Annotated in this window: 15 protein-coding genes; 7 read left to right on the top strand and 8 right to left on the bottom strand. The window is 60.5% G+C overall.

The window, feature by feature from the left end:
• Window positions 1-26: 26 nt before the first annotated feature.
• The 7 genes from ACNAOU_RS14735 (at window position 27) to ACNAOU_RS14705 (ending at window position 7,685) form a co-directional block, all read left to right on the top strand.
• Window positions 27-644 carry an acyltransferase gene (locus ACNAOU_RS14735; protein ID WP_018776426.1) on the top strand — a complete coding sequence of 206 codons (618 nt, stop codon included), beginning with the start codon at window positions 27-29 and terminating at the stop codon, window positions 642-644.
• Window positions 641-1,732: a DegT/DnrJ/EryC1/StrS family aminotransferase gene (locus ACNAOU_RS14730; protein WP_018776425.1), complete on the top strand. Its 1,092-nt coding sequence runs from the start codon at window positions 641-643 to the stop codon at window positions 1,730-1,732. The genes ACNAOU_RS14735 and ACNAOU_RS14730 overlap by 4 nt, the downstream gene beginning before the upstream one ends.
• A complete protein-coding gene (locus ACNAOU_RS14725; protein ID WP_018776424.1) occupies window positions 1,732-2,718 on the top strand; it encodes a Gfo/Idh/MocA family protein in 987 nt (328 codons plus the stop codon). Before ACNAOU_RS14730 ends, ACNAOU_RS14725 begins: the two co-directional genes overlap by 1 nt.
• Before the next feature lie 187 nt (window positions 2,719-2,905).
• Window positions 2,906-4,090, top strand: a complete 1,185-nt coding sequence (gene glf / locus ACNAOU_RS14720; protein ID WP_018776423.1) for a UDP-galactopyranose mutase — start codon at window positions 2,906-2,908, stop codon at window positions 4,088-4,090.
• Entirely contained in the window at window positions 4,087-6,096 is a 2,010-nt protein-coding gene (locus tag ACNAOU_RS14715; protein WP_422757137.1) for a glycosyltransferase, read from the top strand. Before glf ends, ACNAOU_RS14715 begins: the two co-directional genes overlap by 4 nt.
• A gap of 2 nt (window positions 6,097-6,098) precedes the next feature.
• Window positions 6,099-6,956, top strand: a complete 858-nt coding sequence (locus tag ACNAOU_RS14710; protein WP_018776421.1) for an ABC transporter permease — start codon at window positions 6,099-6,101, stop codon at window positions 6,954-6,956.
• Window positions 6,957-7,685, top strand: coding sequence for an ABC transporter ATP-binding protein (locus tag ACNAOU_RS14705; RefSeq protein WP_018776420.1), 729 nt, complete (start codon window positions 6,957-6,959; stop codon window positions 7,683-7,685). It abuts the gene before it with no gap.
• 265 nt (window positions 7,686-7,950) lie between these two features.
• Here ACNAOU_RS14705 and ACNAOU_RS14700 read toward each other — a convergent pair whose 3' ends face one another.
• From ACNAOU_RS14700 to ACNAOU_RS14665, 8 genes are all read right to left on the bottom strand, one after another.
• Entirely contained in the window at window positions 7,951-10,194 is a 2,244-nt protein-coding gene (locus ACNAOU_RS14700) for a hypothetical protein (protein ID WP_422757136.1), read from the bottom strand.
• Window positions 10,195-10,293: 99 nt separating this feature from the next.
• On the bottom strand, window positions 10,294-11,319 hold the full coding sequence (locus ACNAOU_RS14695) for a lysylphosphatidylglycerol synthase domain-containing protein (protein ID WP_018776418.1): 1,026 nt from the start codon (window positions 11,317-11,319) through the stop codon (window positions 10,294-10,296).
• Complete coding sequence (locus tag ACNAOU_RS14690) at window positions 11,316-12,071, bottom strand: glycosyltransferase (protein ID WP_018776417.1); 756 nt, start codon at window positions 12,069-12,071, stop codon at window positions 11,316-11,318. The genes ACNAOU_RS14695 and ACNAOU_RS14690 overlap by 4 nt, the downstream gene beginning before the upstream one ends.
• A gap of 214 nt (window positions 12,072-12,285) precedes the next feature.
• A complete protein-coding gene (locus ACNAOU_RS14685; protein ID WP_193589764.1) occupies window positions 12,286-15,381 on the bottom strand; it encodes a chitobiase/beta-hexosaminidase C-terminal domain-containing protein in 3,096 nt (1,031 codons plus the stop codon).
• The gene (locus ACNAOU_RS14680; protein WP_018776415.1) at window positions 15,381-15,707 is read right to left on the bottom strand and encodes a hypothetical protein; all 327 of its coding nucleotides are present in this window, start codon (window positions 15,705-15,707) and stop codon (window positions 15,381-15,383) included. The genes ACNAOU_RS14685 and ACNAOU_RS14680 overlap by 1 nt, the downstream gene beginning before the upstream one ends.
• Before the next feature lie 285 nt (window positions 15,708-15,992).
• On the bottom strand, window positions 15,993-16,823 hold the full coding sequence (locus ACNAOU_RS14675) for a hypothetical protein (RefSeq protein WP_422757135.1): 831 nt from the start codon (window positions 16,821-16,823) through the stop codon (window positions 15,993-15,995).
• Between the two features lie 171 nt (window positions 16,824-16,994).
• Entirely contained in the window at window positions 16,995-18,341 is a 1,347-nt protein-coding gene (locus ACNAOU_RS14670) for a hypothetical protein (protein ID WP_018776412.1), read from the bottom strand.
• Between the two features lie 258 nt (window positions 18,342-18,599).
• A complete protein-coding gene (locus tag ACNAOU_RS14665) occupies window positions 18,600-20,990 on the bottom strand; it encodes a GH25 family lysozyme (RefSeq protein WP_422757134.1) in 2,391 nt (796 codons plus the stop codon).
• Window positions 20,991-21,476: the final 486 nt, after the last annotated feature.

The raw sequence follows: 21,476 nt of genomic DNA, 5'->3' as shown, positions 1-21,476 counted from the left end.
AGCTAAGATGAAACTCGTTGTCGCGTGTGCTCAATGAGGAAGGACCTTCACCGGTGATAGTGGTTGCGGAGAGCGCCGATGTTTCAGACAAGGCGGTAATTGGTGATGGATCAAAGATTTGGCATCTTGCCCAAGTCCGCGAGCAGGCCGAACTAGGGGTCAATTGCATCGTCGGACGCGGGGCCTACATCGGCTCCGGAGTCAAGATGGGGGACAACTGCAAAGTTCAGAACTATGCGCTTGTCTACGAGCCCGCGGAACTGGAGGCAGGGGTCTTCATCGGACCCGCCGTAGTGCTGACGAATGACACATACCCCCGGGCAGTTGCACCCGATGGAACTTTGAAGAGCGCCCATGATTGGGAGCCCGTGGGCGTCACTATTCGTGAAGGCGCGTCCATCGGCGCCCGCGCTGTATGTGTTGCTCCGGTCACGATCGGACGCTGGGCTACTGTGGCCGCGGGTGCTGTCGTGGCCAAAGATGTTCCTGATTTTGCTTTGATGGTCGGAGTTCCGGCCAAGCGCCATGGTTGGGTCGGCAAGGCCGGTTTCCCGCTGCAACGCAGCGGTGACAACTGGGTATGCCCGGAAACCGGCGCCACATATGTTGAACAGAACGAGACCCTTCGAGAGGTAGAGGCATGAGCCCCGAATTCATTCCCCCCGCCAAGCCCATCATCGGTGATGATGAGCGCAAGGCAGTAGAGGCTGTTCTGGCCTCCGGCCAACTCGCACAGGGTTCGGAGGTTGCGTCCTTTGAACAGGAATTCTCGCAGGTCCTCCTGGACGGCAGGGCAGCCGTGGCCGTCAACTCCGGAACATCCGGTTTGCACCTCGGCCTTTTGGCTGCGGGCATTGGCCCTGGCGATGAAGTCATCGTGCCGTCGTTTACCTTCGCGGCAACGGCCAACTCCGTGGCCTTGACGGGTGCTACCCCTGTCTTCGCCGATGTGGACATCGACCACTACACGCTGGATCCTGCTTCCGTCGAGTCGAAGATCACGGACCGCACCGCAGCCATCATGCCGGTGCACCTCTACGGTCACCCGTTTGACGTGGACGGAATCGGTGCAGTCGCCGCCAAGCACGGCGTGAAGGTCTTTGAAGACGCTGCCCAGGCACACGGCGCGGCAGTCAACGGCCGCAAGGTCGGTACATTCGGCGATTTCGCCATGTTCAGCTTGTACCCGACGAAGAACATGACCTCCGGTGAGGGCGGCATGGTCAGCACCGGCCTGGCCGACGTCGAACGGCGGCTTCGGTTGCTTCGCAACCAGGGCATGGAGCGCCAGTACGAAAACGAACTGGTTGGCTTCAACGCGCGCATGACCAACATTCACGCAGCAATCGGTCGTGTGCAGCTGACCAAGGTCGAAGGCTGGACGAAGACCCGGCAGGAGAACGCAGCATTCTTCGATGCAAACATCGAAGGTGTCGTTACCCCGAAGGTCGTTGAAGGCTACGAGCACGTTTATCACCAGTACACCATCCGGATTGCCGAGGACCGTGATGGCTTCGCGAAGGCCTTGCGCGAAGAGTACAACGTGGGCTGCGGCGTCTACTACCCGATTCCCAACCACCGCCTTGCGCCGTTCCAGACCTCCGATGACCTGCCGGTCACTGAAGAAGCGGCCTCCACTGTGCTGTCCCTTCCCGTGCACCCGTCACTTAGCCAGGATGACCTTGACCGGATCGTCGCTGCTGTCAACGCCGTTGCAAAGGCAGGTAGCTAGTGGCAAATCTGCGCGCTGGCCTCATTGGGCTGGGCATGATGGGCCGTCACCACGCACGCGTTATCCGCGAGCTCGAGGGTGTTGACCTTGTCGCCGTCGCTGACTCCTTTGGAGACCCCCACAACGTTGCCAGTGGGCTGGAGGTTTGCAATTCCGTCGAGCAACTCATTGAGCAGGGCATCGACATGGCTGTCGCCGCCGTGCCGACAATCCTCCACGAGGAAGTTGCCCTCCAGCTGGCCGAGGCCGGCGTGCACTGCTTGGTGGAAAAGCCGATTGCCAACGATTCTGTCTCCGGCCGCCGGATTGCGGAGGCCTTTGATTCCAAAGGCTTGATCGGCGCCGTTGGGCACATCGAGCGCTTCAACCCCTCCCTGCAGAGCCTCCGTGAGCGGCTTGAAAATGGCGATCTCGGCGAGGTCTACCAGATCTCCACCCGGCGCCAGGGCCCGTTCCCGTCCCGGATTGCCGACGTTGGAGTGGTCAAGGATCTTGCTACCCACGACATCGACCTCACCGCATGGCTGGCCCAGAGTAACTTTGTCAACGTCGTTGCGCACACTACATCACGGAGTGGTCGTCAGCACGAGGACATGGTCACTGCGATCGGGCACCTCAAGGACGGCGTAGTAACCAACCACATCGTCAACTGGCTCTCACCCATGAAGGAACGCACGACGGTTGTCCTGGGCGAGCGTGGCGCATACATTGCCGACACGATTTCCGCTGACTTGACGTTTGTCGAGAACGGCACCTTCCAGACGGACTGGGATTCCATCGCGGCATTCCGTGGTGTGTCCGAGGGATCGTCTACCCGTTTTGCCTTGGCCAAGCGTGAACCACTGAAGATGGAACATGAGGCTTTCCGCGACGCCGTTCTGGGCAAGTCCATGAACATTGTCACAATGGCCGAAGGCCTTGAGACCCTGCGCGTTGCTGAGGCTGTACTCAAATCAGCCGAAACGGGCGCTGTCGTCGCGCTGTAGCGCGGCTTGATTTTTGCACATTTGAACGGGAGGCTGGCGCAGGCCACGCCTCCCGTTCGTTTTTCCGGTCAATCGCTGCCCCCCCCTTCCGCGCGTTCCCGAATCGGGATTCGATCGTAACGTCGGGTAGCCTTGACCAGTAGACGTGGGCATTTTTGTGCCCGCACGCCAATACACAGGAGAGTTTGTGAACGCTGATCTCGTCGTCGTCGGCTCGGGTTTCTTTGGCCTGACCATTGCAGAACGCGCCGCTACCGAGTTGGGGCTGAAGGTTGCGGTGCTTGATCGCCGCCACCACATTGGTGGAAACGCCTACAGCGAGAACGAAGCGCAGACTGGAATTGAGGTGCACCGCTACGGAGCGCACCTCTTCCACACGTCCAACGAACGCGTTTGGGAGTACGTGAACCGTTTCACGACTTTCACGAAGTACCAGCACAAGGTTTACACCAGCCACAAGGGCGAGGTGTACCCGATGCCCATCAACCTGGGCACCATCAACCAGTTCTTCCGCTCGGCCATGAGCCCGACCGAAGCGAAGGCACTCATCGCCGAGCAGGCCGGTGAACTCGCCGGTACTGATCCGCAGAACCTGAACGACAAGGGTATCCAGCTGATCGGACGCCCGCTCTACGAAGCGTTCATCAAGCACTACACGGGCAAGCAGTGGCAGACGGACCCCAAGGACCTGCCCGCGGAGATCATTTCCCGGCTCCCGGTTCGCTACAACTACGACAACCGCTACTTCAATGACACGTACGAAGGGCTGCCGGTCGACGGATACACGGCCTGGATCGAGCGTATGGCGGACCACCCCAACATCGAAGTTGTCCTCAACACGGACTTCTTCGACGACGGCGAGTTCGGCCGGTCTTCCGTGCTGGGACAGGTGCCTGTCATCTACACGGGTCCCGTGGACCGCTACTTTGACTACGCAGAAGGTGACCTCTCCTGGCGCACCATCGACCTTGAAGAAGAGGTCCTGCCCATTGAGGACTTCCAGGGTTGCGCAGTGATGAACTATCCCGACGCCGAGGAAAAGTACACGCGCATCCACGAATTCCGCCACTTCCACCCGGAGCGGGACTACACCAAGGACGCGACGGTCATCATGCGGGAGTTCTCGCGCTTTGCGGAGAAGGGCGACGAGCCGTACTACCCCGTCAACACTTCCGACGATCGCCAAAAGCTGCTTGCTTACCGCGATCTGGCCAAGGGTGAGAAGTCCGTTCTGTTCGGTGGCCGCCTTGGAACTTACAAGTACCTCGATATGCACATGGCGATCGGCTCAGCATTGTCCATGTACGACAACAAGATCAAGCCGCACTTCACAGGCGGCGCCAAGCTTGAAAGTGGGGGAGTGGACGCATGACCACCACAACAAATGAAAGCCAGGAGACTGCCATGACGGCTTCCACCGACGTGAATGCCGCCGGTTCAACTGAACAGAACCTGCGGATTGTCCAGCGTGTCATTTTCCCGGCGAACCGCGACCTCGACACCCTCCCTCTGTACGTAGACCCGGACACGAGCACAGTTCAAAGATCAGGCCGGGGAAGCTCGGATGTGCAGGCCGTCGGCATGACCCGGCAGCTCCACCCGGAGGACATCCTCGACCGCGGTTCCGTCCAGGTCCGCCGTGGCGAACGTCTTTCCTTCGGCTCCTACTTCAACGCTTTCCCGGCGAGCTACTGGCGCAAATGGACGATTGCCACAAAGACGGTCCTTCACCTCGAAACCGAGGGCGAAGGTACGATCATTGTCTACCGCTCCAACGCACGCGGTGCATCCCAGCGTGTCGATTCCGTGTTGGTCGAGGGTTCCGCCTCGAACGATTTCGAGCTGACTCTTGCCCCGTTCGGCGACGGCGGGTGGTACTGGTTTGACCTGATCGCCGGCGGTGACGGCATGACCCTGAAGAGCGCTCACTGGGCCGTTCCGGACGAGGGCCGCACCCAGGGGCGCGTGACGTTGGGTGTCACCACCTTCAACCGCGCAGACTACTGCCTGGAAACCATCAAGGCTATTGACGGAGACCCCGGTCTTCGGGAAATTCTTGCCGAACTGATCATCGTCGACCAAGGAAACAAAAAGGTCGCCGACGAAGCCGGTTTCGACGCTGTCGCTGAATCCATGGGCGACCAGCTCCGGATCATCAACCAGGGCAACCTCGGCGGTTCGGGTGGTTTCGCACGCAACATGTACGAGATGCTCGTTTCAGACAAGAGCGACTACGTCATGCTGCTCGATGACGACATTGAACTTGAGACAGAGGGCGTGATGCGCGCAGTGGCATTCGCCGATCTCTGCCGCAAACCGACCATCGTCGGCGGACACATGTTTGACATGTACAACAAGTCTGTCCTGCATGCCTACTCAGAGGTGGTCAACTTCTACAGGTTCCTGTGGGGACCGGTGGAGGGCCTTGGCAATCATGACTTCTCCCAGGCCGGCCTGCGGTCCACGCCTCAGTTGCACCGCCGCTGGGATGCCGACTACAACGGCTGGTGGATGTGCCTCATCCCCAAGGCCGTGGTGGAGACCATCGGGCTCTCCCTGCCGGTGTTCATCAAGTGGGACGACGCTGAATACTCGCTCCGGGCCCGGGCAGCCGGCTTCCCGACAGTGACGCTTCCGGGTGCAGCTGTATGGCACGTCTCATGGGCAGATAAGGACGATTCCGTCGACTGGCAGGCGTACTACCATGAGCGCAACCGGCTCATCGCCACCCTCCTGCACTCCCCGTTCCCCAAGGGCGGACGAATCCTCCGCGAGAGCCTGAACACGGACATCAAGCACTTGGTGTCGATGCAGTACTACCCCGAGCAGGCCCGCGTCATGGCCCTGCGGGACGTCCTCGCCGGTCCCGGCGATCTGCACAAACAGCTGCCGACCACGATGCCGAAGCTTCGCGCCATGCGTGAAGAGTTCCCCGACTCCCAGGTCAAGACGGACCCCGCGGCGTTCCCGGAAGTTTTCCGGAAGCGCCCGCCCAAGAAGCCCCAGTCCTACAAGCAGCCGGGTGCGCTCGGTCTGTTGCCATGGGCAGTGAAAACCGTCCTGAAGCAGACGCTGGCTCCCGTCCGCGACACGGCCAAGGCCAACCCGGAGGCCCAAGTGGCCCACCAGGACGGAAAGTGGTGGAGCCTGGCCCACCTCGACAGCGCTGTGGTCTCGAACGCTGACGGCACCGGAGCTTCCTGGCACCTGAGGGACCCCAGGATGGCCCGCCAGTTGGTGGTTGAGTCTGCCAAGCTCCACGCACAGCTCTTCTCCAACTGGGAGACCCTTCGCGCGCAATACCGCGATGCCCTCCCTGAGATCACCTCCATGGAATCCTGGCGGGAAACGTTCGAAGCATCGGAGCCTAACAAGTAGCAATGGCCACTTCCACTGATACGTATGCTGTTCCAGGGGTAGGTGCCGGTCTGCTCGACGTCTATCGACGCCGGTACCTCCTCAAGTTGATCGTCCGCAAGGAACTCCGTGTTCGTTACCGGGGTTCGGTTCTGGGGCTGGCATGGTCCTACGTCAAGCCCCTGGTCCAGTACGTGGTGCTGTTCTTTGCGTTGGGCATTGTGCTGCGGGTTGGGGATCAGATCCCCAACTACGCGCTGTACATGTTCTCCGGCGTCATCGTTATCAACTTCTTCTCAGAAGCTTTCTCGAATGCCACGCGGTCCATTGTCTCCAACGCTGCGTTGGTGAAGAAGATCTATCTGCCGCGTGAATTGTTCCCGGTTGCCTCAGTGTGGGTCGCTGCGGTCCATTTCCTGCCTCAGCTGGTGGTCCTGCTTGCAGCCGCCTTGCTCACAGGCTGGCATCCGGACATCCTGCAACTCATCGGGGCTGCATTGGGCTTCGTCATTGTGGCTGTCACAGCGACTGGTCTGGGGTTGCTGGCTGGTGCCATCAACGTCTTCTTCAGGGACGCAGAGAACATCGTCGACATGTTGATGATGATCGTTACCTGGACCTCCCCGGTTCTTTACGACTGGACCATGATCAGACGCCTGGCCCCGGAATGGGTGCTGGTGATTTACCAGCTGAATCCGATCACGGTAGCCGTCGAACTGTTCCACTGGGCGTTCTGGTACCCAACAGTCAACCGGCCCGTTGAGTTGCCTCCCCATTTGATGTGGACCGGTCTGCTCGGACTCGGTATGGCTGCTTTGTTCCTTATTATCGGCCAGCTCGTGTTCCGACGGCTCGAGGGCCACTTTGCGCAGGAGGTCTAAATGGGTGCTGCCGTAATCGTCAAGGACCTCAAGAAAACGTTCAATCTTCGCCACTCGCACTCCCTGAAGGAAACGCTCGTTTGGCTGGTGAAGGGACGCAAGGGCGATCTGACCCGAAGGTTTGATGCGCTCCATGACGTCAGCTTTGAAATCCAGCCCGGGGAGACTGTCGCCCTCCTGGGCTTCAACGGTTCAGGTAAGTCCACCCTTTTGAAGCTCATTTCCGGAGTCATCCTTCCCGACAAGGGGACGGTGCGCACGAAAGGCCGCGTCGCTGGCCTCATCGAGGTGGGTGCAGGATTCCACCCGGATCTTTCCGGACGTGAGAATGTGTTCCTGAACGCCGCGATCCTGGGCATGACAGAACAGGAGATCAACGAGAAGTTTGATGACATAGTCGCCTTCTCCGAGATCGAGCAGTTCATCGATACCGAGGTGAAATTCTATTCTTCCGGTATGTTCCTGCGCCTCGCTTTCGCGGTCGCGGTCCACACCCAGCCGGACATTTTCCTTGTGGACGAAATTCTTGCCGTAGGTGACGAGCCTTTCCAGAGAAAGTGCCTCGCCAAGATCAAGCAACTCTCAGATGAGGGCCGGACACTGGTAGTAGTCAGCCACGACCTCGACATGATCTCCAGGATTTGCGACAGGGGAGTGGTACTTTCATCCGGCACCGTGCAGTTCGAAGGGCCTGCCGAGGAGGCAGTAGCCTGGCTCCGCGAGCACTGATTCCGAGGGCAGCAAAACTCCTTGTCATTAGGAGTCGCAGCCAACACAGAAAGGCCACCGTACCTCTTTTCACAGAGGTACGGTGGCCTTTTTTGCGCCCCGCGGTCACGTGCAAGGGGCCATAGGGCGCCAACAGGATAGGTGACCCAGCAACCCGGCTTTCCCAGGGCAACTGCCAACAGGTGGACAGTGAGACCCCTGCGTACGGAAAGAGCGCCCAAACCCGAAGGCGTGGACGCTCTTTTCCCGGACCGGGATGCCCTGGCTACACGGTGACCTTTTCGGCCGGTTCTACGACTAACTGCTCAGCGGACTTTCCGCGGCGGTAGCGCCGCACATAGTGGAATACGGTGAACAGCAGAATCCCGAACCACGCAGCTGCCTGGGCGGCAAGTCCCATGGTGAGTCCCGGCGTCGTGAAGGAAATGTCAACGGACTTGGCGCCGGCGGGGATGTCCACCATGATGACGCCGGCAGGTCCCTGCGTGAGCTTCTGTGTCTCGCCGTCGACCTTGACGGTGTAACCGGGCCAGGCGAGCCGCGCGAAGGTCAGTTTTCCAGCGTTGCCGTTGCCAGAGAGCTGGACGTGTTCGTCGTTCCCTGTCCGCACTGAGTCCTGGACGGTGATGCCGTCAGAAACCCATGAGACAGTGCCGGGGTGTGGCAAGGGGTTCTGGCGCTGCAGGATGGTCCGGGTCTCGTCTGATGCAACAATCGACCATCCCGGCGCGATGTCCAGCTGGTCCGGAGCGATCAGGGTTTTCTGGACGGCGACGGTTTCAACCTGAAGGACGTCAGCCAACGTGGCGTCGATTTCAGGCGAGGCCTGTTTGAACAGCTCGGTGTAGGCCAGCGGGCACGTTTCGCCGCGGTAGTTCATGCACAAGGCATTGACGTACGTCGTGAAGCTGATTCCGCTGTAGCGGCCCATGCTGTTGTTGACGTCAGCGTTGAGGATCTGGTTGCCGTACAGGAGGCGTCCCTCGGTGAATTCCGCGCCCGTGATCTTCATGGTGTTGAAGACCTGGATGGTGTTTCCCTTGTAGTTGCTGGTGGCATCCCGGAGGGTATCGGCATCCACGGGAGAGCCGATACCTGCAACTGCATTGTTGGGGACGAACTGACGGGACTGCATGCCCAAGGTGGCGATGGTTCCGACCACCATGACGGCGGCAAGGCCCCGGTAACCGAAGCGCTTCCATCCCAGGATCGCAAGCACAACCAGCACCAAAGTCACGGCCAGCGTGAAGAACTGCCACTTGCCGCCCTCCGGAACCATGGACCAGGCCCGGTAGGTTCCGAAGCCGAGGATCGCGACGGTGATGAACAACCGTTTCTTCCAGGCGGTGGTTTTCAAGCCTGCTGAGGCCACTACGGCGACAAGGACGATCACGCCCAAGTACACGTACTCGATGAGACGGATGGGCCAGCGGAAGACCAGAACCTGTGACGGGGCAAACGTCAGGAGGAAGTAGATTCCCGTAATGATATAGATGCTGAAGATCTGGCGGGACCGGTTCCTGAAGCTGCGGAAATCCAACCACGGAAGCAGAGGCAGAACGAACCATGCCAGGTAGCTTGAGGGGACGTTGTCGATGGGAGCCCAGAAGTTGTTGATCCGGGGCCTCATGGACGAGGTGCTCATCGTCAGGAGGGAAGACATGTCCGGCGAGAGGAAGAGATCGTTCAGGATCTCATTCTGCTGACGGACCGTTACGGCAGAGCTGAGGGGCAAAGGGAAGTACACCAGGACGGCAGTCAGGCCCACCAGAGCGCCCACGATGACGATCGGGATAAGGCGTCGCCAGTGCCGCATCAGCATCAGTTCGACGGCCACCGCTGCCAGGACGAGAATGACGCCGATGGCTCCGTAGGGATTGCCGGCTGTCATGGTGAGGAAGCCGAGCACGAACGGAAGGAAGGGCGAGGTGTTGCGTCGGGCGTAGCGGCGCACTGACCACCAGAAAACCGTGATCCAGGCAAAGGCCATGAGACCGCCGGGCCAGCGGGCCGCCTCGTAGAACAGGGTGAAGCCGCTGAACGGAATCGCTACACCGGCAGCCAGGGCCAGTGGCCTGTTTGACCCGTAGTCCCGGGCGAGCATGTACGTTCCAAAAGCCAACAGGGCAATGAACTGGACGATGATGAAGTAACTCGCCAGCGACAGGTTCTCGAAGTTGGAGACAATGACCGAGTTGACGATGTTTACGGGATTGAATATCCCGTAACCGACCTCGGCCACAATGTTGCCGCCCACCCAGCCCCCCGGTTCCATCAAGGGGAATCTGCCCGAACGAATCTCCTCACCCAGGTGCCGCCACAAGGGAAGGAAGGACTGCATCATGTCGTCCCAGTAGTAGAACGTGGGATTGAAGAGCCTGGGGATGATGGACGAGATGGCCGCGATGACGGCGGTAACAATGCCCCAATGCCAATCATGCTTCATGAAGTAGCGCCGCTTGGTGACAGGCGGGCGCTGGGCAGTGGCCTCGGAGGTTACTGCTGTCATGGTGGTACCTTGCTCCTTAGCGCGCGGCATAAGTTTGATTATTGGCCCGAAGAACGCCCGGGAATCGTAGACACCCGGGCGTGGAAAAGACCCACAGCATCAGCTGGGCTCTGAGGTGGAATCTCCGGGGGTCTTGGAAGCGGACTGCCGCCACCGGAAGTGCACAAAGGCGATTCCTACGCAGAGCAGGTCCGCAACAGTGAACATGATCCGGGAAAGCGCGGCGATTGCGGTTGCGGCACCGGCGCTCATCATCCCCGCCAGGGCAAGGATCAGGATGGCTTCCCGTGCGCCAACTCCAGCGGGCAGCAGGAAGGCCAGCACCCCGAGGGTCATCCCGAGAGCGAGGGCACCGGTGAGGACCAGGAACGTCGCCAGGTCCAGGGTTGCCTCGTGACCTACCAGGATCCACAGGTGCAGGCCGAAGCACAGGTACATGAGGACACCGAGGATGAAGGCTTTGACCATGGTGTTGGCCTGTATCCGCTCAGGCAGCGGTGGCCGGCGGAATACCTTGAGCACGAAGTTGACCAGGAAGGTCACAACGTTTGGGTTCATCGCCAGAATCACGACGGGGAGGATGACGTACAACCATTGCAGGTTCGGTTCCCGCTGGACAAGGATTGGCAGGGCTGAAGCTCCAACCACCAAAGCTGCGCCGATGGTGATGCCGGTACTGACCAAGGAAGCTACGAAGACCTGGGCCCGCGCGATGCCGTTTTTTCGGCCGAGCTCCATCTGGAGGACGAACGCCCAGACGGAGCCGGGAAGATATTTACCGATCTGGCCTACGAGGTAGATCTGGTTCAGGACCAGGCCCTGCGGCTCGATGTCAACAGACCTCAACAGGCTGGCCATGACAACCCGCCACATGTACATGCCCAGAAGAACCCCGGGGATGAGGGCAAGCAGCGAAAGCAGCACCTGCCACCATTGCAGGGCAAAGACCGTGGCTTGGACCTGTGGCCATTGGACTGCAATGAAGTACACCGCAGCGGCAAAGACGATGACCACCAGGGCGCGACGGGCAAAATCCACCAGTTTGGCTTTGGTGGTCTTGACCGGAGGCTGTTCCAAATTCACGTCATTGTCGTTCGACGGTGTTTCTGCGATCGATCCCGTCATGGGGCGTGTGTCCCCGCGCTGGGAGCAGCTGCCAGTTCGCTCTTGCGCCGGCGCATGGCAACCAGACCCTTGAACATCTTTACGACGTCGGCAGTCCGGATGGTGGTTTCGCCGGGTTCGTCATCGGGCGCCAAAGTAACGGGCACTTCCACTATGTCGAAGCCCTGTTTTTCGGCGGCGTAAACAACCTGGGTGCTGAAAAGGAAACCAGGATCGTCAAACCGGTCCACCATGTTCCGCAACCAGCCGCCGTCGACGATGAGCGTTCCCTGGGAGTCACCGACCTTGGACCCCAGAATCACCTGTCGGAGAGTCTTGAACCCGAAAGTGGTGAGTCCGCGGAGGGGGCTGCGCTGGATGTTCGAATTCTTGTGCGCTTTGGAACCTATGACCACATGCGGTTTTGGTTCGAGTTTCGCGTCCTCGTCAAGATCATCGGTCCCGAAGGGAAGATCATCGGCGGTCAGGAGGACACGGCGTCCGGAACTGGCCTCGATGCCCCTCCGGTACGCGTTTCCCATCCCTTTTTCGCTTTGGAGAACGTGGAATGTCACGTGTGGAGTGTCCACCGCGTGCTCGCGGGCAACCTTGAGTGTGTTGTCGGAAGATCCGTTCTCCACGATGATGATCTCGGAGTTGCCACTGGTTAGATAGCCGGAAAGGCGCGCCATTGTTGCCGCCAATATCCGTTCTCCGTTATAGACCGGGATCACAACGGAGAGATCCGGTTGGCCTGCCTGGTCGAAAGTCAAGACTCTCCTCGGTAGTTCGTGCCGACGAATTCTTGACGCCAGCCGCAGCCCGCAACTCTGGCGTCACGAGGTCCTTGCAAACCCTCAGTCTAGTTCATTCCGGCAAACGTTCTGCGGAAGCCCGGATGGGCCCACGGAACCCGGCCAACGAAAGGGGTGCACCGGATATTCTCCGATGCACCCCTCGAAACGGCAAGCCGGGCGGCTGGATCCGCTATGGGAGGGAGGTGAATCCCTGCCAACCGTTGCCTACCTGGCTCCAGGCAAGCCACCCGCCGGTGCCATTACCCGGATAGATCCAGAGGTTGCCGCTGGCATCCCGGGCGAGGACATCGGACTTGCCGTTGCCATTGAAATCGCCTGGTCCGAGGAGCGCCGTCATGCCGCCCCAACCGCTGCCGATCTGGGTGCGGGTGCCCCAGCCGCCAGTGCCATTGCCGGGATAGAGCCAAAGCCCGCCGCTGGTATCGCGTGCAATCACGTCGGTCTTGGCATCTCCGTTGAAGTCGCCGGTGCTGAAAAGGGTATTCATGACGTTCCAGCCGGCCCCGACCTGGGTCGAACCTGCTGTGAATCTACCGAGGCCGTCGCCCTTGTAGAGCCACAGCACGCCTGCCGCATCCCTGGCGAGGACGTCGGATTTGCCATCACCGTTGAAATCTCCGGGGGCAACGATCGCCGTCATTCCGCTCCAGCCACTTCCTACTGACACGGCCGGCTGCCAACCGCCGGTTCCGTTGCCCTTGAAGAGCCACAGCTGTCCGGCGCCATCCCTGGCGAGGACATCGCTTCGTCCATCGCCGCTGAAGTCCCGGGTTGGAACGATCAGGTTGTAGTTGTTCCATGCGGTACCGGTGTTGACCTTGCCCAACCATCCACCTGTGCCATTGCCCGGGTAGAGCCACAGTGTTCCGGCTGAATCGCGGGCCAGGACATCGTTCTTGGCATCGGAGTTGTAGTCCTTCCAAGTGTTGGCGGGAGCTGCAGGCAAGGTGTAGGTCTGCGAGGCTACTGCCGATTGGTTCCCTGCAGCATCAACGGCAAAGTACTTCACCGTGGTGGTTGCAGCCGGTGTGATCGTGACTGTCGTGGTGGCTACCTGGCTGGCAACTGTCGGAGTGGTGTTATCCGTCGTGTAGTAGATCTTTGCTCCGGACTCCGTCGTCAAAGTGACGCTCTGTCCCAGGGCCAGATTGCCTCCGGTCGGGTTGGCCGTAACAGCCGGCGCAACGTTATCCAGCACGTACACCTGTGTCTGGGGTGCGGAGGCGTTGTTCGCTGCATCCACTGCGATGTACTTGAGGGTCTTGCTGCCCATCGCAATCGGAGCCGTGTACAGAGTGCTGGCAGTGGTAGGTGTGCTGCCATCCTCTGTGTAGTAGATCTTTGCGTCCGCCTCACTTGCGGTGAGAGCGATCTTGCTGGAAGGACCGTAGGTGCCCGCGACGGGATCTGCTGTCACGGTTGGCGGTGTCGTGTCGGCGACGAAGACCGTAAAGTTCACACCGGCCACCGTCGTGTTTCCGGCCTTGTCCCTGGCTTCAACTTCGAACCTGTTCGGGCCATTGGCGATGTCCGCGTAAACCTTGGGGGAGGTGCATTCAGTGAAGGCATCTGTTCCCAACCGGCAACGGAATCCGGCAATGTCCGGCGAAGTGGAAGCAAACTGGAACTGGTACCCGGCACCCACCGTGGCACCACTGGCGGGAGCGGTGATCGCAACCTGCGGAGCCGTCAGATCCACTGTCACGGTCAAAGCAGCAGCAGGGCCGACGTTCCCGGCGGGGTCCGTGCTCCTGATCCGCAACGTGTGTGCACCCTCCGTGGTCAGCGTGAAGGTATCGCCCGGCACGCAAGCCTTGAAGTCAGCGTCAGCCGTGGAATCAACGGAGCAACTCAGTGTAGTTCCGGGTTCGAACGTCGCGCCGAGAACGGGCTTGCCGTTGACCACCTGTCCGCTGTTCGGTGCTGTGAAGACAGGAGCGGCAGGTGCCACTGTGTCTACGGTAAACGTGCGGGACACGGGAACGCCTCCTGGTGCAGGCCGGACGGAGAACGTCTGTGGCCCATTTGCCAGAACAGCTGAGGTGTAGGTGCCGCTGGTGCAATCTGTCCATGCGCCGCCGACTGAGCATTCCAGGGCACTGCCACTGGGGTCTGCGCTGACACCGAAGGTGGGTGTGGTGTCGTTGGTGAACGCCGGATTAGGCGATTGGCTACCGTTGGCAAGCGTTGGGCCGGAGGTAATCTGGGCTACGACTCCACCCAGGAGGCTCATCTTTCCTTGGCCGGTGGCCGGTGGGTTGTTCAGCTGTCCTGCATCATCCAGTACCAGCAACTGTCCGGCACGCATGCCCAGGCCGCTGATCTTGCTGAAGCCCAAAGCCCAGGAATTGTCCACGGTCCCGGTGCTGAGATTGAGGCGGGAAACTTTGTCCTTGCCTGCATCGGCGGCAGTGGCTCCGCTGCTTGTGCCCGTGTAGATGATGTGGGCGTCGTAGTCGTAGAAGATCGACGATGCGACACCGACATTGTAGGAGGCCAGTGGCACGTAGTTGGTCATGTCGCCGTCGTCGGGAGCCGAGAAGGCCCGCATCCCGGTGGTTTCCAGGACGTATACGCTGACGTGTCCGTTGCTGTCCCAACCAGCCGCTACCAGCCCCAGGGCTTTCGTGGTGACCGAGGCGATGGATTCGATGCTGGGATGCTTGATGGTTGGATCAACAATCTTGATGATCGAACGGGCATTCGCAAACGAAAGGTAGATGTTGCCGTCAGGGCCGTCGCTGACGGCATTCGGCCTGACGTCGCCATCCAGGATGGTCAGCGTGCTGCTGTACTCGAAGAGATCCAGTGCGGGACTCCATACGGCACGCACCACATGCGAGCTTCCCACCGATGAATCCGGGATGAACGCCGTCTCGTCTCCACTGCCTGCCGAGGAAGGCGTGGGATCAAGGATGGTGGCGACGCCCGGTACTTTCGGGCCTTGTTGGGATCCGGCCAAGGAGCCGCCCAGGCAGGTATCCTTTTCCACGGTGCCGGGCTGGCCATTGACTGGATCGCTCATGCGGCAGAAGCCTGCCACGCTGTCGGAGACCCATACTTTACCGACGGGATCGACTACCGTTCCGGCAGGCTTGGTGAGGCCTGTGCCTACCACCTGACGTTGTTGGTCGGCATAGGCCGGGGTGCTGGAAACGACAGCGGTCATTCCGGCGACAGCCAAGGCAGCAGCGGCCACGATTGTGGTCAGCTTCCTGCCTCGCAGCAGGCGTTGGGATAAATTCCGGGCTGTGGACTGTTCCATTACGCCACTTCCTTCAGCCACTTGGTCAGCACTGCCGACTGCGGCGCCATGGGGGCCAGCGTCAGTGCGCCTTTGACTATCGGTGCCCCGCCCAGCCCGTAGAGTGCGGTACTGATCGTCGGAGGATTGCTGCGGGTGCATGCCTTGACGATTGCAAGGCAGATGTCCGCCCGCCCACCGGATGCGCCGGCTTCAATGGCAACATTGACGGCTGCGTTTTCCTCGGCTTCGAGAACCTGGGGCTGCGGGCCGACGTAAGCTACGCGGACATCGGCAAACTTCTTGTACTGGGTATTGGCCCAGACTTCGGGAAGGCTCGACAACACCGCGAGCGATTTTCCATCAGCTCCGCGGCAGTCGAACTTGTACCTTTTTACCGGTTCAGGTCTTTCGGGACGAGGAGTGTCGGCATCGCCGGCATTCGTTACGCCCAGCCTGAACGGCTCAACATTTTGCGTGACTTGGACAGAGCAGCCCGTAAGAACGAGACCGGCAAGGCCAAACTGGACGACAGCGCGTCTTGGCATATCCACCGAGGGATCCCCACTTCATTCGGATGCTCCCCAGCTCCGCATGCAGTTGGATTTTCGCCCCAGCCGTTGCCGGCTGCATTACTCCATCTTCTCCCAAATTCCGCATTTGTCACTACTTAAGACGTCTTTTTCTGCAAGAAGAATTCCGCTTTGGCCTTCGGCAGCGTTTCCGGCCGCTTTCTGACCACCATCTGGTCCCTTGACACTCCACGTGCAGCCTTCCGGCGGCGTCTTCCGGAGGTGGAAGTTTCCGGGTGCCAGCCCGCCGTCGCCTACTACATGCTGACCGTCTCCAGCGCGGGCACCCGCAGCCCATAGGGCAATGATCTTTCCCTGGGGCGCTTTGGGGCACAGCTCGCTTGCTGCCTTCAGCAACTGCCGGCTGCTTCCACCGAAGATGTCCGAAGCAGAATCATCGCTGACGCGGGTACACAGCCCCAGTGCTGCCAGGTAGCTGTCCAGGCCTTGTGCGGGGTCCGTTCCGGGCGCCGCGACGGCAATGACATGGGCCTCGTCATCTGTGGGCTCATAGGGCTGCGGCCCGTCGTAGTTGGCTGTGCATGAGTCCAGCCGCAGGTAACCCGATGAGGCCCAGACTTCCGCCAGGCTTGAGAATGTGGTCTCGGGGACTGCGTTCAGACTGGTACAGGTATAGGAAAACCGGCCGGAGTCGTCCGGGTCGCCGGCGCCCTGCCCGCTGCCTTGTCCCTGTCCGCCGCCATGTCCCTGTCCGCTGGTGGGTTCAGCAGAAGTTTCCGACGGCGGTGCGGACTGGGACGGTGACGTCGGGACCGTGGGGGCTGATGTGGAAGGCGCAGTGCTCGAAGGTGTTGCTCCTGGAGCTGAGGAACAGCCCGAAGCAAGCAGCAGCACAGCTGCTGCTACCGCTGCAAGGTTATGAAATCGCATCGTGGCCTCCAGCTCCATGGTTGTCCGGAGCGAATGGCCGGGTCAACAGATTGCCCGGCGAATTGGGTATCGATACCGCTACGAATTGCGCGGCAGAGGTCCGCAGGACGTGCTGCGGTACGTCGAAGGCCCTGGCTTGTTGGCCAAGGCCTTCGACGGAAGTATGCCTGCCTAGGCGAGCATTGAGTTCAGAGTGTTGATGACAGTGGCTTCCACGCCACCAGTACCGCCGAGGAAGTGGCCGATGTGGCCGTAGACGGTCATGGATCCGCCAGCGATTCCAGGGTAGTCAGGATCCCATCCGCCCTCGTAACTGCCGCCCACCGAATAGGGAGGCAGGAATTGGGCGCTGGGCAGGTAGTAGCAGGATTCGTTGCCGTAGCCGCCCACAATGACGCCATTGGCTCCGCCGTACTTTGACCGGAAGTACGCTGCATAGCCACTGACGAGTTCGCCGCCCACTATGCCGATTTTGAGTTGTGGGCTGCCGCCGAATTTCCAAACCTGGAAGGGGCACGTGACGGAGGTGGAGTAGCTTCCGCTGTCGATCCGTCCGATCATCACTTGGGCGTGGCGTCCATACCAGGCCGGATTTCCATCCAGGTTGGGCAGCCTGGACGCGTAGGCCGCGCGCACGGCCGCCAGGTTGCCGGCTGTGGGCGTGATGTCCAGGGGAATCTGTACCTCTTGATAGCTCGTCTGGAGAGGGCTGCCGATGGTCCTTCCGGGGGTCTGCATGGCAATCGAGACGGCCGAACCCAGTTTGGTGGCATACTCGTCGCGAAGTTCCCAGCTGGGTTCGCCCATGGGATTCTGGTCTCCGGCCGCTCCCTGGAGGAAGAGCGCAAAGCAGTTCGTGTTGTTGTTCTCGATGTAGTTGCAGGCCCCCGCCGGGAAATCACCGTCAAAGAGTGTGCGCATGCCGGCAGCTACAGGGTGGCATGCGTAATTGAAAATGACCGCCCTCGCTTTGCCGTTTGCCCGACGCGCGACGATAACGGGAACGGTGTCTTCCAGGTACGGCAGACCTGCCCTGTTGTAAGCGATACTCGCCGTGGTGACTTTGTAGTCGAGAGTCACTGCCGTCTGGGCGTTGTTGAGCGCTTTTTGGGCTGCATCCACGAGGTCGTCTTCGAGCTGTTGGCTGTACGTTTCCACCATGGACAAATCCGACAGGCCGTAGCACATGAACGGGTGGAGGGTATCAACCACCACCGGCCCGTTATGTGTGTGGGTGGATTGGATCAGGATGTCCCCGTTGCTCCAGTTTGCGAGCTGGAGGATTCTCGCCCGGGCGCTTTGATGGAGTGAGTGCGGCAGCGCCAGGATGTCCACGCTCATGATCAGGTTGGGCGAGCCGTTTTCCCAGAGGATTATGGCCCTGGCCCACAGGGATTCGTAAGGTGCACTGCTGGTAGCCTCGCGACCACCGTCGAGGGTCCCGTACCCCGCCATGTATGGGTTGACATCCAACGGTGGGGAAATGCTGACCTTGGCCGTAGAAACGGTAAACGCCATGAAAGATCACTCCTTGATTGTGCGGAATGGTGACCTTCGTTTGCCCCCAAACAAAGCCCGTTTCCCATTGCGCTGAACAGCCAATACGTGAGACCACCTTCATTAGATCACGCAATCCGGAATATGAGGCCTATCCAATGAAGCGAACATCATTTGTTTCATTTGCGATGCTTTGCTACGAAAAACAGAAAGGACCCGCTCGCTCCGTTGTGGAGTTTGCGGGTCCTTCGCCAGTCGACGTTTGTTGGCTGCCTGGCGCTACCTGGATGCGGGGGAGAGGATCTTCAGCCCTGTCCAGCCGGATCCGATGACGCTGGTTGGACCCCATGCACGGTTTTGCCCAACGGGGTAATAGCGGAGCTCCCCGCCAGTTGTTCGACCTATGATGCCGGTTGAACCCGCTCCAGCAAATCCTCGGATTGCTCCAAAGCTGTTAATGACATTCCACCCTGTACCGATGGCTGCCGGAGCTTCCGGGATGAAACTCCCGGTACCGGTCGACCGGTAAAGCATGAGGTCTCCGGAAGCGGTTTTAGCCAGGAGATCGGCGTTTGAGTCCTTGTCGAAATCCATCTGGACTATGTCCAGCCCTGACCAGCCGGTCCCGATCTGGGTGCGCGTTCCAAGTGCCCCGCCTGATGGATTGCCGATCTGGAACAACCGGCCTGCGGGGTCGTATCCCACAATGCTTGGCCGGGGATCGGACTTCTTCCACGTCCCGACGGTCAGCGTCCAGTCCTGCCAGCCTGTACCCAGACTGATGGGAGAGCCGAAGCCGGCCCCCTTGAAGCCCGGGTAGAGTGTCAGCCGGCCGTCACTCCACTGGGCAAGGATGTCCAATGCGCCGTCGCCATTCCAATCAGTAAGGAAGCCCGCCTTCAATCCCGTCCATTGTTTCCCGATCAGTTCGGGAGAGGTGAGTCCGCCGGAACCTGAGCCCGCATACCGGTAAAGATTGCCGTCCTGCCGGATGGCAAGGACATCGGGTTCATCCACGCCCAGTGTTGCCTCGACGTTGACCGGGGCACCACCAATGAGCAGGGCATCGTTCCAGCCGAGACCAGTGAGGAAGCGGTTACCCCACGAGCCGTTCACCGCAGGGTAATAGTAGAGATCGCCGTTGGCGGCACGTGCCTGCAGTCCTTGCGAGCCGGAGCCGTTGAAGCCCGCTGCGGAGCTGACTGAAGTCATGGCGGACCATCCGTTTCCGATGACCCGTGCCGGCTCTGTAAGGAAGGACCCGAGCCCGTTGCTGCGGAACAACCGCATCGTTCCGTCGCCTGTTCTGGAGACGAGGTCCTGGCTGCCATCGCCGTCAAAGTCCAGGACATTGAACTGGTGCCCACTGAATCCGGTACCTATCAGGACACCGCCGCCCAGAGCACCGCCCGAGGCGTTCTGGTATCGGTACAGGTTGCCGCTGCCGTCCTGGCCAATGACTCCAGGGAAGGCATCCTTCGAGTTCCACCATCCGGTGGCAAGCGACATTTCCTGCCAGCCGCTGCCCACTTGGATGGGCGTGCTGAAGCCGCCGCCGGAAGTGCCGCGGAAAACCTGGAGTGTTCCGTCGGCCCATTGGGCCAGGATGTCCTGGACTCCGTCCTGGTTCCAGTCAACGACGTGGACGGAGAGGGCGTTGCCCCAGCCGGAGCCGATGGTCACGGGCCCGGAGATACGTCCCTGGCCGTCGGCTGGAAAATTATCGAGTCGTCCCGAAGGCATCACCGCAAGCACATCCGCTCCGGAACGGATGGAGGGATTCGAAGGGGTCGGAACACCCCGGGCAAAGGTACGGAGCTCATCAAAGGTGCCGTTGAAGATGTTCGAGTCGCCTTCGAAGGGGCCCGTGCTGCTGTACTGCCACATTGAGTAGTCGTTCCAACTGGCCGGCAGCGAGCCCGGCGAATTGGTGGGATTGTTCCAATAGGAAGCAATCCACAACGGGTAGCTCCCAAAGGTGCTGTTGCCTACGCAGGTATTCCACCAGTCGGTCGTGCTGTAGATGACGGGGAATCGACCGGTCAAGGCCTTGACGGTGTTGCCGAAGTCGGCTGCCCACTGACCCAGTTGGGCCTTGGACATGTCGTAGCACGTGTTGCCGAAATAGAAGCCGTTGATGGTCCGGCCCGCGTAGGGGTTGTACTCGATGTCAAGCACCGGAGGAAGAGTGTAGCCGTCGGCCGACCAGCCACCTCCATTCGCTACGAAGTACCTGGCTTGGTCTGCTCCGGATGACCAGTTCGGGATGGCGAAGTGATACGCGCCGCGAACCATGCCAACATTCCGTGAACCGTTGTATTGCTGGGTGTAGTTCTCGTTGAGGTAGTAGTTTCCCTCGGAAGCCTTGACGTAGGCCCACCGGGAGCCTTGGCTCCATTGGCTTTGCCAGTCGACGTTGCCCTGGTGTGCGCTCACGTCCTGCCCTTGGATTCCAATGGTGGGCCGCCAGTGGCCTGTGTCTGCCGCCATCGGTACCGTGGCCTTGACCGCTGCTCCTACGGCCTTGCCTCGGGCCGGTGCCGCCGCCTCTTTGTCCTGTTTGTTCGTCACGACCCTCGGGGAGCGCTGGCCCATTTCCGCGCCGCCGGCCGGGATGGCGGCGCGCATGGCGGCCTTCATACTCTCGGCGTCGGGTGCGTCACCAGGCATGGACTTGGGTTTTGTGGCCTGCGCTTCGGCTTTGCCGGCAGGGTCAGGCGCAGGTTGGGACGCTACACCGGGTGTAAGTTCGACGCCGGTGATCGGCGCTTGCTGGTCAGGCAGCTTTCCTTGCCGTGGGGTGCTTTCAACCGGAGGTGAAGCCGGGCCATTCCCAGCCGGCTGGGGGCCCTGAGATGATCCGCCGCCAGGAGCCTCAGAAGTGGGCGCCGGCTGCGGACCGGAAGTCTGTGCCCATGCGGGCGCGCAAAGGAAACTGCCTGCCGTAAGGGCGACGGTGAGCGCCAGCCCTGCCCGCACCATGGGGATGCGTCCGACCGGGTCCAAAAATTTACGTTTCATCATCACATCCGGCCCTGTACCGCGGCTCAGCGGTGCATGGTGTGGCTTAGGGACAAGCTCCGGGGCGCCTGCGCGTGAGACCAAAGGCCAGCTCCTAACGGGCTTTACCCTAACATTCTGAAACAGGAGTGACTA

The organism is Paenarthrobacter sp. C1, assembly GCF_049315185.1.
GTDB lineage: Bacteria > Actinomycetota > Actinomycetes > Actinomycetales > Micrococcaceae > Arthrobacter > Arthrobacter nicotinovorans.
The sequence above is the reverse complement of the archived record's forward strand: the minus strand, read 5'-3'. Positions and strand labels throughout refer to the sequence as shown.

Bases quoted from the DNA above. Each gene is read 5' to 3' on its own strand.
- ACNAOU_RS14705 (WP_018776420.1), top strand. From the start codon at position 6,957: ATGGGTGCTGCCGTAATCGTCAAGGACCTCAAGAAAACGTTCAATCTT.
- ACNAOU_RS14670 (WP_018776412.1), bottom strand. From the start codon at position 18,341: ATGGCGTTTACCGTTTCTACGGCCAAGGTCAGCATTTCCCCACCGTTG.
- ACNAOU_RS14665 (WP_422757134.1), bottom strand. From the start codon at position 20,990: ATGCCTGGTGACGCACCCGACGCCGAGAGTATGAAGGCCGCCATGCGC.
- ACNAOU_RS14685 (WP_193589764.1), bottom strand. From the start codon at position 15,381: ATGGAACAGTCCACAGCCCGGAATTTATCCCAACGCCTGCTGCGAGGC.
- ACNAOU_RS14710 (WP_018776421.1), top strand. From the start codon at position 6,099: ATGGCCACTTCCACTGATACGTATGCTGTTCCAGGGGTAGGTGCCGGT.
- ACNAOU_RS14715 (WP_422757137.1), top strand. From the start codon at position 4,087: ATGACCACCACAACAAATGAAAGCCAGGAGACTGCCATGACGGCTTCC.
- ACNAOU_RS14700 (WP_422757136.1), bottom strand. From the start codon at position 10,194: ATGACAGCAGTAACCTCCGAGGCCACTGCCCAGCGCCCGCCTGTCACC.
- ACNAOU_RS14675 (WP_422757135.1), bottom strand. From the start codon at position 16,823: ATGCGATTTCATAACCTTGCAGCGGTAGCAGCAGCTGTGCTGCTGCTT.
- ACNAOU_RS14730 (WP_018776425.1), top strand. From the start codon at position 641: ATGAGCCCCGAATTCATTCCCCCCGCCAAGCCCATCATCGGTGATGAT.
- ACNAOU_RS14695 (WP_018776418.1), bottom strand. From the start codon at position 11,319: ATGACGGGATCGATCGCAGAAACACCGTCGAACGACAATGACGTGAAT.